The organism is Pilosibacter sp. YYHA0881, assembly GCF_051602715.1.
Taxonomy (GTDB): Bacteria; Bacillota; Clostridia; order Lachnospirales; family Lachnospiraceae; genus Alitiscatomonas; species Alitiscatomonas aceti.
Genome location: NZ_CP175657.1, coordinates 2337929 through 2350509 on the forward strand (window position 1 = coordinate 2337929; position 12581 = coordinate 2350509).

General features: G+C 49.5%; 6 protein-coding genes, 2 tRNA genes and 3 rRNA genes. 10 read left to right on the top strand and 1 reads right to left on the bottom strand.

From position 1 onward, the window contains the following. Window positions 1-575 precede the first annotated feature (575 nt). The 6 genes from ACI6NM_RS10925 (at window position 576) to ltrA (ending at window position 7726) form a co-directional block, all read left to right on the top strand. Window positions 576-2107 (top strand): 16S ribosomal RNA (locus ACI6NM_RS10925). Between the two features lie 209 nt (window positions 2108-2316). Next, window positions 2317-2434, top strand: a 5S ribosomal RNA gene (gene rrf, locus ACI6NM_RS10930). Window positions 2435-2440: 6 nt separating this feature from the next. Further along, window positions 2441-2514, top strand: a tRNA-Ile gene (locus ACI6NM_RS10935). Between the two features lie 88 nt (window positions 2515-2602). Then, a tRNA-Ala gene (locus ACI6NM_RS10940) sits at window positions 2603-2675 on the top strand. A 284-nt stretch (window positions 2676-2959) separates the two neighbouring features. After that, a 23S ribosomal RNA gene (locus ACI6NM_RS10945) occupies window positions 2960-5847 on the top strand. The 16S, 23S and 5S rRNA genes sit together here with 2 tRNA genes alongside, the layout of an rRNA operon. A 595-nt stretch (window positions 5848-6442) precedes the next feature. Beyond that, window positions 6443-7726, top strand: a complete 1284-nt coding sequence (gene ltrA / locus ACI6NM_RS10950) for a group II intron reverse transcriptase/maturase (protein WP_195277079.1) — start codon at window positions 6443-6445, stop codon at window positions 7724-7726. A 289-nt stretch (window positions 7727-8015) separates the two neighbouring features. Here ltrA and ACI6NM_RS10955 read toward each other — a convergent pair whose 3' ends face one another. After that, the gene (locus tag ACI6NM_RS10955; RefSeq protein ID WP_022274065.1) at window positions 8016-9392 is read right to left on the bottom strand and encodes an ROK family protein; all 1377 of its coding nucleotides are present in this window, start codon (window positions 9390-9392) and stop codon (window positions 8016-8018) included. 222 nt (window positions 9393-9614) lie between these two features. On the opposite strand from ACI6NM_RS10955, the gene nagB reads away from it, so the two are divergent. The 4 genes from nagB (at window position 9615) to ACI6NM_RS10975 (ending at window position 12573) form a co-directional block, all read left to right on the top strand. Continuing rightward, complete coding sequence (gene nagB, locus ACI6NM_RS10960; protein ID WP_158357859.1) at window positions 9615-10367, top strand: glucosamine-6-phosphate deaminase; 753 nt, start codon at window positions 9615-9617, stop codon at window positions 10365-10367. Further along, window positions 10358-11494 carry an N-acetylglucosamine-6-phosphate deacetylase gene (gene nagA / locus ACI6NM_RS10965; RefSeq protein WP_262427712.1) on the top strand — a complete coding sequence of 379 codons (1137 nt, stop codon included), beginning with the start codon at window positions 10358-10360 and terminating at the stop codon, window positions 11492-11494. Before nagB ends, nagA begins: the two co-directional genes overlap by 10 nt. Window positions 11495-11752: 258 nt before the next feature. Next, a complete protein-coding gene (locus ACI6NM_RS10970) occupies window positions 11753-11965 on the top strand; it encodes a cold-shock protein (protein WP_022274068.1) in 213 nt (70 codons plus the stop codon). A 173-nt stretch (window positions 11966-12138) separates the two neighbouring features. Then, window positions 12139-12573 carry a MarR family winged helix-turn-helix transcriptional regulator gene (locus ACI6NM_RS10975; protein WP_158357863.1) on the top strand — a complete coding sequence of 145 codons (435 nt, stop codon included), beginning with the start codon at window positions 12139-12141 and terminating at the stop codon, window positions 12571-12573. Window positions 12574-12581 lie beyond the last annotated feature (8 nt).

Below are 12581 nucleotides of genomic sequence, written 5' to 3' on the forward strand. Positions count from 1 at the left end.
GATCCCAGGGCCGAAAATCTTTTCGGCCCTGGGATCAAATTGTATGACTGCAATACACAATTTTCATAGAACGACCATAGGAAAAGGTAAAAAAAGAAGAGATGACTTTTAGAAGATAACCACAAAATATAGATAAAACAAGGGAAAAAAGTCATATCTTGTGATTGGTAAAAAGTAGGAAAAATTGTTCTAAAAAATAACACAAATTTGCTTGACATTCCTGGAAGAACATGGTATATTAAAGCTCCGATGAGGGACAGACCTCACGGAACTGTTACTTTTTTCGTTCGATGTTGAGTGATATCGACAAAAATTCCTGAAAAAAAGGAAAAATAAAAAAATGAAAAAAGTTGTTGACAAACGGCGAACAACATGATATACTATCTAAGCTGTCGCTGAGAAAGACAAGAACAGCACAGAACCTTGAAAACTGAACAGTATGTAAAACCCTGAAAATTCTTATAAAATGGCCAAAAGGTTTTGGCCATGAATGAGAACATTCAGAACAAAAACCTAAACAACAGTAGAACGGTTTAAAGATTAGCCAAGCGAATTTTTGAACTGGACAAACACTTAAACATGAGAGTTTGATCCTGGCTCAGGATGAACGCTGGCGGCGTGCCTAACACATGCAAGTCGAGCGAAGCATTTTAAAGGAAGTTTTCGGATGGAATTTGAAATGACTGAGCGGCGGACGGGTGAGTAACGCGTGGGTAACCTGCCTCATACAGGGGGATAACAGTTAGAAATGACTGCTAATACCGCATAAGCACACAGTACCGCATGGTACAGTGTGAAAAACTCCGGTGGTATGAGATGGACCCGCGTCTGATTAGCTTGTTGGCGGGGTAACGGCCCACCAAGGCGACGATCAGTAGCCGACCTGAGAGGGTGACCGGCCACATTGGGACTGAGACACGGCCCAAACTCCTACGGGAGGCAGCAGTGGGGAATATTGCACAATGGGGGAAACCCTGATGCAGCAACGCCGCGTGAGTGAAGAAGTATTTCGGTATGTAAAGCTCTATCAGCAGGGAAGAAAGTGACGGTACCTGACTAAGAAGCCCCGGCTAACTACGTGCCAGCAGCCGCGGTAATACGTAGGGGGCAAGCGTTATCCGGATTTACTGGGTGTAAAGGGAGCGTAGACGGCACAGCAAGTCTGAAGTGAAATCCCCGGGCTCAACCCGGGAACTGCTTTGGAAACTGTTGGGCTAGAGTGCTGGAGAGGCAAGCGGAATTCCTAGTGTAGCGGTGAAATGCGTAGATATTAGGAGGAACACCAGTGGCGAAGGCGGCTTGCTGGACAGTAACTGACGTTGAGGCTCGAAAGCGTGGGGAGCAAACAGGATTAGATACCCTGGTAGTCCACGCCGTAAACGATGCATACTAGGTGTCGGGGAGCAAAGCTTTCCGGTGCCGCCGCAAACGCAGTAAGTATGCCACCTGGGGAGTACGTTCGCAAGAATGAAACTCAAAGGAATTGACGGGGACCCGCACAAGCGGTGGAGCATGTGGTTTAATTCGAAGCAACGCGAAGAACCTTACCAAGTCTTGACATCTCCCTGACGAGCATGTAACGATGCTTTTCCTTCGGGACAGGGGAGACAGGTGGTGCATGGTTGTCGTCAGCTCGTGTCGTGAGATGTTGGGTTAAGTCCCGCAACGAGCGCAACCCTTATTGTCAGTAGCCAGCAGGTAAAGCTGGGCACTCTGATGAGACTGCCAGGGATAACCTGGAGGAAGGTGGGGATGACGTCAAATCATCATGCCCCTTATGATTTGGGCTACACACGTGCTACAATGGCGTAAACAAAGGGAAGCGACCCTGCGAAGGCAAGCAAATCCCAAAAATAACGTCCCAGTTCGGATTGTAGTCTGCAACTCGACTACATGAAGCTGGAATCGCTAGTAATCGCAGATCAGCATGCTGCGGTGAATACGTTCCCGGGTCTTGTACACACCGCCCGTCACACCATGGGAGTCGGAAATGCCCGAAGCCAGTGACCCAACTGCAAAGAGGGAGCTGTCGAAGGCAGGTCTGATAACTGGGGTGAAGTCGTAACAAGGTAGCCGTATCGGAAGGTGCGGCTGGATCACCTCCTTTCTAAGGAAGAAGAAGTAAGGGTTTTATATACTGTTGAGCTTTTAAGGGAGCCTGCACAGGATGGCAGACAGGAAGGAACAGGAAAACTTGTTTTCCTGGGACTGGATGGATGACAGACTGTATTGGCGGGCTTTGCGAAACGGCTTAGGGAGCGCAGCTCCGTAAGATGGTTTGCAAAGAACGGCAGGCGGACCTGAAAGACGAATAATTCTGGTGTCGATGCGCTTATGGGAAACACCCGTTCCCATCCCGAACACGACGGTTAAGACGTAAGCGGCCGATGGTACTATGCTGGAGACGGCATGGGAGAGCAGGTGGATGCCAGATTTATATGGGCTTATAGCTCAGCTGGTTAGAGCGCACGCCTGATAAGCGTGAGGTCGGTGGTTCGAGTCCACTTAAGCCCATTGCCTTCGGGCAGTGCCGAGTGAAACCGGCTGTAAAGATAAACAGAATACAGGGATAGCCTCAGAAAAGAGGGAGGCCCGCATCCGTGGGGGTGTAGCTCAGTTGGGAGAGCACCTGCCTTGCAAGCAGGGGGTCAAGAGTTCGAATCTCTCCATCTCCACTCGCCGAAAGCAACTTAGCGAGAACAAGCCGGAAGGCGCAGATCGAGCTTAGTGCAAGGCGGTTCACGAATCTTAGCGAACGCAAGTGAGCTTAGCTGAGTGAACATACAGACTGTACCTTGAAAACTGCATACTGAATAGAAGATCTTAGATATATATTTAAGATACAAGACATCCGAGGCATATCGAAAGATATGCAAACCGAAAAATGTAAACAAACAGCCAGGGGTGCAACGCTATGCACCTTCGTTTTCAGAGCCGTTCCCGCGGCGAAGAGACATCTGGTTAAGCTAGAAAGAGCACAGGGTGGATGCCTTGGCACTAAGAGCCGATGAAAGACGTGATAAGCTGCGATAAGCTTCGGGGAGGAGCAAATATCCTTTGATCCGGAGATCTCTGAATGGGGAAACCTGCTTAAGTAGACCTTAAGCGACGTATGGTGAATCCATAGCCATACGCCGGGAACCCGGTGAACTGAAACATCTAAGTAGCCGGAGGAAGAGAAAGAAACATCGATTCCGAAAGTAGCGGCGAGCGAAATCGGAAGAGCCCAAACCGGAATGCGTGCATTCCGGGGTTACGGACCACGATATGTGAGGCGAATCGTTATCAGAACAGTCTGGAAAGTCTGACCAGAGAGGGTGAAAGTCCTGTATGAGAAAACGATAGCCAGCTAGTGGGATCCAGAGTACCGCGAGACACGTGGAACCTTGCGGGAAGTCGGGGGGACCACCCCCCAAGGCTAAATACTCCTTAGTGACCGATAGCGCATAGTACTGTGAAGGAAAGGTGAAAAGGACCCCGGGAGGGGAGTGAAAGAGAACCTGAAACCCTGTGTTTACAAACTGTGGGAGCACGTTAAGGTGCGACCGCGTACTTTTTGTAGAACGGTCCGGCGAGTTGCGGATGCTGGCAAGGTTAAGGACGGAAAGTCCGGAGCCGAAGCGAGAGCAAGTCTTAACAGGGCGTCAAGTCAGCATGTGCAGACCCGAAACCGGGTGATCTATCCATGTCCAGGTTGAAGTTTCCGTAAAAGGAAATGGAGGACCGAACGCACATCCGTTGAAAAGGGTGGCGATGAGGTGTGGATAGGGGAGAAATTCCAATCGAACCCGGAGATAGCTGGTTCTCCTCGAAATAGCTTTAGGGCTAGCCTCGGTTTAGTCTCGTGGAGGTAGAGCACTGAATTTCCTAGGGGGCGTCAAAGCCTACCGAAGAATATCAAACTCCGAATGCCACAGAGATGATGACCGGGAGTCAGACGGCACGAGATAAGTTGGGTCGTCGAAAGGGAAAGAGCCCAGACCTGCAGCTAAGGTCCCAAAGTGCGTGTTAAGTGGAAAAGGATGTGGGATTTCAAAGACAACTAGGATGTTGGCTCAGAAGCAGCCACACATTCAAAGAGTGCGTAATAGCTCACTAGTCGAGAGGTCCTGCGCCGAAAATGTCCGGGGCTGAAACACGTCACCGAAGCTCAGGAATGACGCAAGTCATTGGTAGAGGAGCATTCTTAAAGGAGCGAAGCAGTACCGGTAAGGAGCTGTGGACTTTTAAGAAGAGAGAATGCCGGAATGAGTAGCGAGATGGAGGTGGGAATCCTCCAGGCCGAATATCCAAGGTTTCCAGGGTAAAGCTGATCTGCCCTGGGTAAGTCGGGGCCTAAGGCGAGGCTTAAGTGCGTAGCCGATGGACAACAGGTCCAGATTCCTGTACCGCATGGTATCAGAACTGTGGGGACGCAGAAGGACAGCACATCCGGGGAACAGAGCCCCGGGCAAGCAGGGTAGGAGTGAGACTGGCAAATCCGTTTCACAATCCGAATCTGTGACGCGGACCGAACATAAGTAGGGAAGTGTGCGATTCCGGCTGCCGAGAAAAGCCGCTATTGTGTACCATGTGCCCGTACCGTAAACCGACACAGGTGGATGAGGAGAGAATCCTAAGGCCGGCGGGAGAAGCATTGTTAAGGAACTCGGCAAAATGACCCCGTAACTTCGGGAGAAGGGGTGCCGGAGAGATCCGGCCGCAGAGAATAGGCTCAAGCAACTGTTTAGCAAAAACACAGGTCTATGCGAAACCGAAAGGTGAGGTATATGGGCTGACGCCTGCCCGGTGCTGGAAGGTTAAGAGGAGAGGTCAGGGAAACCGAAGCTTTGAATTGAAGCCCCAGTAAACGGCGGCCGTAACTATAACGGTCCTAAGGTAGCGAAATTCCTTGTCGGGTAAGTTCCGACCCGCACGAAAGGCGTAATGATTTGAGCGCTGTCTCGACAATGCACCCGGTGAAATTGAAATACCAGTGAAGATGCTGGTTACCTGCGCCAGGACGGAAAGACCCCATGGAGCTTTACTCCAGCTTGATACTGGGATTCGGTGATGCATGCACAGGATAGGTGGGAGGCTAAGAGACAGGAACTCCGGTTTCTGTGGAGCCGCTGTTGGGATACCACCCTTGCGTCACTGGGTTTCTAACCTGCAGCCATGACCTGGCTGGGGGACAATGTCAGGCGGGGAGTTTGACTGGGGCGGTCGCCTCCGAAAGGGTATCGGAGGCGCTCAAAGGTTCCCTCAGAATGGTTGGAAACCATTCGCAGAGTGCAAAGGCAGAAGGGAGCTTGACTGCGAGACCGACGGGTCGGGCAGGTAGGAAACTAGGACTTAGTGATCCGGTGGTATGAAAGTGGGATTGCCATCGCTCAACGGATAAAAGCTACCCTGGGGATAACAGGCTTATCACTCCCAAGAGTTCACATCGACGGAGTGGTTTGGCACCTCGATGTCGGCTCATCGCATCCTGGGGCTGGAGTAGGTCCCAAGGGTTGGGCTGTTCGCCCATTAAAGCGGTACGCGAGCTGGGTTCAGAACGTCGTGAGACAGTTCGGTCCCTATCCGGCGTGGGCGCAGGATATCTGAGAGGAGCTGTCCTTAGTACGAGAGGACCGGGATGGACGGACCGCTGGTGCACCGGTTGAGCCGCTAGGCTCACGGCCGGGTAGCCAAGTCCGGACGGGATAAACGCTGAAGGCATCTAAGCGTGAAGCCCCCCTCAAGATGAGATATCCCATTCGGAAGAAGTAAGACCCCTTGAAGACGACGAGGTAGATAGGGCAGAGGTGGAAGTGCAGCAATGTACGGAGCTGACTGTCACTAATCGGTCGAGGGCTTATCCAGAAAGGCTGTTTAGAAGGTTTCGGAAGTTCAGTATGTGGTTTTGAAGGTATAGAGATGAAGATCAGAACGATGGTTCTGGTTTTTTTTGTGTTTGCGCGCCATGGGCGCGCTCTAACGGGTGCAAGTCCCGAACATGCCCAGATAGTGGGAAGTGTATAGCCGAACAGCAAGGGTGTCTATCGCGAGGTAGAATCTGAAGGAAGCTGTAAGCAAATCTCTGGTCCGACGAACAGAAATCACATATAAGGCCAGGCTACGAGAGATAAGTTGGCATGAAGCAACGAAGTCTAATAACTATCACCTTTGTAGTAGCAGAGTAAATGTGGCGGATATATGGAGAGAAAGAGCGTGCACCTTAAGCGTGGAGGTCTCACAGAGGTTCCATCAGCCTAGTAACAACGAACTGTGAGAAGTCAGCCGAGCCCATAGTAGTGAAGAAGTCTCTGTAATGGAGATGGAGCAAAGGGGCGAACAATCAATAAGTTTGAGTATGTCTCGGATTGCAGAAATGGCAACATCTGCCGTAACTAAGCGGGAAAAGGTGGTCAAATCAAGCGAGACGGAAAGGAAAGAACGCATGGACATATCATACCCTTTGGGTACAAGTAGTCTAATGGAGCAGATATTGTCTAGTGATAACCTCAACAGAGCATATCTGCAAGTCGTACGAAATAAAGGTGCAGAGGGAGTGGACGGAATGAAGTACACAGAACTCAAAGAATACCTTGCAAAGAACGGCGAAATCATCAAGGAACAGTTGAGGATGAGAAAATATAAACCTCAGCCAGTACGAAGAGTGGAGATACCAAAGCCTGATGGCGGTGTCAGAAACCTAGGAGTACCAACAGTAACAGACAGATTCATACAACAAGCCATTGCACAGGTTTTAACACCAATCTATGAGGAACAGTTCCATGACCATAGTTATGGATTCAGACCTAACAGATGTGCTCAGCAAGCAATTCTAACAGCGCTCGACATGATGAATGAGGGTAATAACTGGATTGTAGATATCGACTTGGAAAAGTTCTTTGACACAGTAAACCATGATAAGCTCATGACTATCATAGGTAGAACTATCAAAGATGGAGATGTTATCTCTATCGTTAGAAAATACCTTGTCAGCGGAATCATGATTGATGATGAATATGAGGATACCATCGTGGGGACACCACAAGGAGGAAATCTTTCGCCATTATTGGCAAACATTATGCTGAATGAACTTGATAAGGAAATGGAAAAGCGGGGGCTTAACTTTGTACGATATGCGGATGACTGTATTATTATGGTCGGAAGCGAAATGTCTGCCAACAGAGTCATGAGAAATATTTCACGATTCATTGAAGAGAAGCTAGGGCTCAAAGTCAACATGACCAAGAGTAAGGTAGATAGACCACAAGGGCTTAAATACCTTGGATTTGGTTTCTACTTTGATTCAAGAGCACATCAGCTTAAGGCAAAACCACACGCAAAATCAGTAGCGAAATTCAAGAAAAGAATGAAAGAACTCACCTGTCGTAGCTGGGGAGTCAGCAACAGCTATAAGGTGGAGAAACTCAATCAGCTTATAAGAGGGTGGATTAACTACTTTAAGATAGGAAGTATGAAAACTCTCTGCAAAGAACTAGATGCAAGAATTCGTTATAGGTTGCGTATGTGTATCTGGAAGCAATGGAAAACTCCGCAAAATCGAATAAAGAATTTGATGAAACTTGGAGTTGATAAGGATATAGCTTGGATTACGGCATATACAGGTAGTCGAATCGCTTATGTGTGTCAGCGAAGAGTTATGAATTTTGCAATAAACAAAGAAAGACTAACCCAATTTGGATTAGTCTCAATGATAGATTACTACACCAAGAGATGTGTTACATGTTAAGTTGATTGAACCGCCGTATACGGATCCGTACGTACGGTGGTGTGAGAGGTCGGGAAAATTCATTTAATTTTCCCTCCTACTCGATTTTATAGAAAATTATTTCATGGAAAATGATAGAACTGCGGATCTGGGGAAGCTACGTTTAAATGCAGGAACGAATCTGGATATCGTGGAAAGAATATGAATAGAAATGAAAATGGGGATGCCGTAAAGGCAAGGGATAAAGGAAGAATCCCAGGCCTGCTTTTACAGCATCCCCGTTTATTTATTATGGGATCTTAGGATCCGTTTAGCCGATCTGCGGAAGGCTTGCCACAGCCATGGACTGGCCGACACGACGGAAGTATTCATCCGGCAGCTTTAACTGGAACTTATCGGCGATCTCTGGATACTCGTCCTTCAGAACGCGGTCACAGGTTTCCATCAGGATGTCTCCGCCCTTACCGCTCATTACACGGCCTAACAGGAGCACATAGCGGAATCCATAGGTCTGGTAGTAATAAGCCAGAGTATGGCCCAGATAGCAGCCGATGGACTCATAAACCTTTGCTGCCCTGGGATCGTCTTCTGCCATCAGCTTCTGGACAGCTTTCAGCTTTTCAGCCGGAGATGCAGACTCATCCAGCTGGATTCCGGCTCTGGGAGCCAGTTTGATCACGCCGTCCTGGGAGAAGTATTTCACGCCGCAGCCGATATCGCCGGCCCATTCATCGATCATGGCGTTGGGGTTCGCATCCACCGGAACGAACGCAAGCTCATTGAGCCAGCCTGTAATGCGGCCTTCCTCGTCTACGTAGCCTACTGCCTCGCTGGTGCCCATGGCAATACCCAGGACATTGTTGTCCTTTAAGCTCATGGTTCCGGCCAGGGCGGAAACATCCCCGTCGTTGGCTACGGCATAGGGGATATCGCCGAAGGTATCCTTTACGGCACGAATGTAGATATCCTTTACCTTGGACTCATAAAGGTCCTTGGGAACGCTGAGGAACAGGGATGCGCTCATGGTACGGTTGTTGATGAAGATCCCGGCAGAGGAGATACCCACTGCATCCACCCGCGGCATATGCTCTGCGGCAGATTTGAAGGCAGCTACGATCCCGTCATAGTGATACTGAGGATCCTCGGTAACCTTCGGGAACCATACGACTTCCTCAGAGAATACGGTCTCTCCGTCGATCACTGCAGAAACCTTACGGTCGGATCCGCCGGCATCAAAGCCGATGCGGCAGCCTTCCAGGTGTCCTCCCATGGCAATGGGGGCGTTTTTGGTCTCAGGAACCTGTTCTGTGAACACGATCTCAAATTCATGCTCATAGATATGGGACATGAAATCCCAGTCGAATTCACGGGCTCCGCCTTTGCAGTAAACGCTGCTTAAGTAGTCATAAAGATCTTTATCATTTACATAAACACGGAAGCCGCCCTGAAGCCAGATCATGGTCTTTACCAGGCGGTCAATGTAATAATGGTTCGCCTGGGTCATTTCCGCTTCTTCATGGATCTTTGTATGGCAGGCAGCCATCTGGCCGTCAGCCCTTTCCACTGCGATGGATACGGGCTTTGTGGCGTCTTTCAGAAACGCTTCATTGAATTTTAAAAGGGGAGTGAACTCCGGATCCAGTTCCGGGATATTTTTTAAATTTACAGAAACTCCGTAACAATTCATAAGATAGAACCCTCCTAAACTACATAATTTCCGACTATGATATAATTATAACATAATGGGACGTGCTTGTCACTGGCTTCATAAGAAAATGTGAGGTTTAGAATTGTTATGAAAGTGCAGGCCTGTTTCTGATGACACAGGGGTAAAAATGTGATACAATCCTTTATGAAAAACATCCTGTATAGGGATGGAGTATGTATAAGGAAAGGAGACTGAAAAATTATGAGAATATACCGTGAAAAGGACTACGACGCCATGAGCCGTCGTGCAGCGAACATTATTTCTGCTGAGGTGATCCGTCGTCCGGACTGCGTTCTGGGCCTGGCAACCGGTTCTACACCCATTGGAACATACAAACAGCTTGCAGCATGGAACCAGAGAGGGGATTTCAGCTTTAAGGAAGTACACTCCGTGAACCTGGATGAGTATAAGGGACTTTCCGGAGACCACGACCAGAGCTACCGCTATTTCATGCAGAAAAATCTGTTTGACCATATTGATATCCTCCCGGAGAATACATATGTGCCCAGCGGTCTGGCAGAGGATCCGGAGGAGGAGTGCAGAAGGTATGATGAGCTGGTAAAATCCTTTGGATATGCAGATCTTCAGCTTCTGGGACTTGGCAGAAACGGCCATATCGGATTCAACGAGCCTTCTGATCACTTTGTGAAGGAAACCCATGTGGTGGATCTGACAGAGAGCACCATCGAAGCCAACGCCCGGTTTTTCGCCAGCGCTGACGATGTGCCGAAGCAGGCCCTGACCATGGGCATCGGCTGCATTATGGCTGCCCGCCGTATTCTTCTGATCGCCAGCGGTGCAGATAAGGCTGACGCGATCTATAAGACTGTATGCGGCCCCATCACACCGGAGTGTCCGGCTTCGATCCTCCAGCTCCATCCGGATGTTGTCCTGGTATGTGACGAGGCGGCTCTCTCCAAACTGGAGGGAACGGGGGTAGAAATATGCGGATAACCGGCGGAAGCGTGTTCGACCTGGAACACGGTTTTTGTGAAAAGGATCTTTGCACAGACGGCTCTGTATTTGCGGGGACCAGCAGCGACGGGGAAACTGTGGATGCCTCCGGCTGCTATGTGATCCCGGGCCTGGTGGACGTTCATTTCCATGGATGCGTCGGCGAGGATTTCAGCGATGCGACTCCGGAGGGACTTCAGGCCATGGCAGATTATGAGCTGTCCGAGGGCGTGGCGTATATCTGCCCGGCAGGAATGACCCTGGGCGAGGACCAGCTTTCCCTGATCTGTAAGAATGCCGCAGCCCATAAGGAGAAAAACAGCGGCGGTGCAGAGCTGGTGGGCGTCCATCTGGAAGGCCCGTTCCTTTCCAGCGCAAAAAAGGGAGCCCAGAACAGCGACTTCCTGCATGATCCCGATGTGCCCATGTTAAAAAGACTCCAGGCAGACGCCAGAGGTCTTGTGAAGCTGGTGACTCTGGCTCCGGAACAGCCGGGCTCCATGGAATTCATCCAGGCTGCGGCTGAGGAAGGGATCCATGTTTCCATTGGCCATACAGTTGCCGATTACGAAACCGCCAGCGCAGCCTTTGCGGCGGGAGCAGATCATGCCACTCATCTTTATAACGGCATGCCGTCCCTTCACCACCGGGAGCCGGCAGTCATTGGAGCGGCCTTTGATAATAAGAAGGTCATGCCCGAGATCATCTGCGACGGGATCCATGTCCACGGCAGCGTGATCCGTGCCACCTTCGCCATGTTCGGAGCAGAACGCATGATCCTGATCTCCGATTCCCTGCGGGCCACAGGAATGCCCGACGGCGAATATCCCTTCGGCGGACAGATGATCGAAGTCCATGGAAACCGTGCAACGCTTCTGGGCCATCCGGAGACGCTGGCAGGTTCTGTGACCAGCCTTATGGGATGTCTTCGCCAGGCTGTGAAGTTTGGGATCCCGGTGGCGGATGCGGTGCGTGCGGCTTCTTATAACCCGGCCAGATCCATTGGAATGGAGGACCGGATCGGAAGCCTGACAGAGGGAAAGGAAGCTACGTTTGTCCTGCTGGATAAGGAAACGCTTGAAACAAAGAGGATTGTATTCAAGGGAAAGACGGTAAGCCAGGCGTAAAAAGCCCGTAAAAACAGACTGGCTGAGGCCTGTAAAAAACTCTGGAAAATTACAGGAAAATATAATTGACAGGCAGACGGATTTGTGATATTGTTACAGTAATTCCGATGCATTATTGAACTCACATGCAATTTTGTAAGTCATTTGCACGTTAAATGAATTACAGATGCATGTGAGTTTTCTTGAATAAAGGCCGACAGAAATGTAAGGGGATTTATTGAGGGCAGTGCGGAAAATTTTATTTATGGAGGTACCAAAATGAATAACGGTACAGTTAAGTGGTTCAATTCTGAGAAAGGCTACGGATTTATTTCCAACGACAACGGCGGCGACGATGTATTTGTTCACTTCTCCGCTATCGTAGGCGAGGGCTTCAAGACTCTGGAAGAGGGTCAGAAAGTTACCTTCGATACCGAGCAGGATCCGAAGAACAGCAAGAAGCTGCGCGCTGTAAACGTAGTTAAGTGCTAATTTACCAATGAGAAAAGGCCGCTTTGTCAGGAAACTGACGGGCGGCTTTTTTAGTGGCACGAATGCGTTCTCACAGGCGGAAAGAGGGAACTGTTCCAGGGGCTTGACATTTCTATATAGTTAAGCTATAATAATTATTATGGCTAAAACAAATGAAAAATGGGGGGTAGATAATGGAACTGAGAAGGGCACTGGATTCTTTTTATTACAGCACCGCCTTATGCGATCTGCGCCTGATGAACCGGCAGTTCATCGACGAAAATATTACCTACAACAGTCTTCTGTACCTGGAGCTGATCTACGCTATGGACGGACGGCTGACGGCGTCCAAGATCGCGGAGATGCTGTGCGTATCAAAACCAGCAGTAACGCTAAAGATCAATGAGCTGATCCGCCAGGGGCTGGTGGTCAAAACGCCGGATCCCAAAGACCGGCGCCAGAATCTGTTGTCCATCAATGAGGAGGCAGTTCCCAACTACAAAATATATAAAAAGCAGGATAGCCTGGCGGTAAAGAAGATCGCAGAAATGTTTTCAGAGGAAGATATTGAAAAGTTCTGCCAGATGCTGAATGTGTTGTCCGACGTGAATTTTTCGGTCCTCGGGTAATGAGGGCG

What these genes read in the sequence shown, in the direction of transcription:
- ACI6NM_RS10955 (WP_022274065.1), bottom strand. Translation starts at nt 9,392, where the DNA reads ATGAATTGTTACGGAGTTTCTGTAAATTTAAAAAATATCCCGGAACTG.
- nagB (WP_158357859.1), top strand. Translation starts at nt 9,615, where the DNA reads ATGAGAATATACCGTGAAAAGGACTACGACGCCATGAGCCGTCGTGCA.
- nagA (WP_262427712.1), top strand. Translation starts at nt 10,358, where the DNA reads ATGCGGATAACCGGCGGAAGCGTGTTCGACCTGGAACACGGTTTTTGT.
- ACI6NM_RS10970 (WP_022274068.1), top strand. Translation starts at nt 11,753, where the DNA reads ATGAATAACGGTACAGTTAAGTGGTTCAATTCTGAGAAAGGCTACGGA.
- ACI6NM_RS10975 (WP_158357863.1), top strand. Translation starts at nt 12,139, where the DNA reads ATGGAACTGAGAAGGGCACTGGATTCTTTTTATTACAGCACCGCCTTA.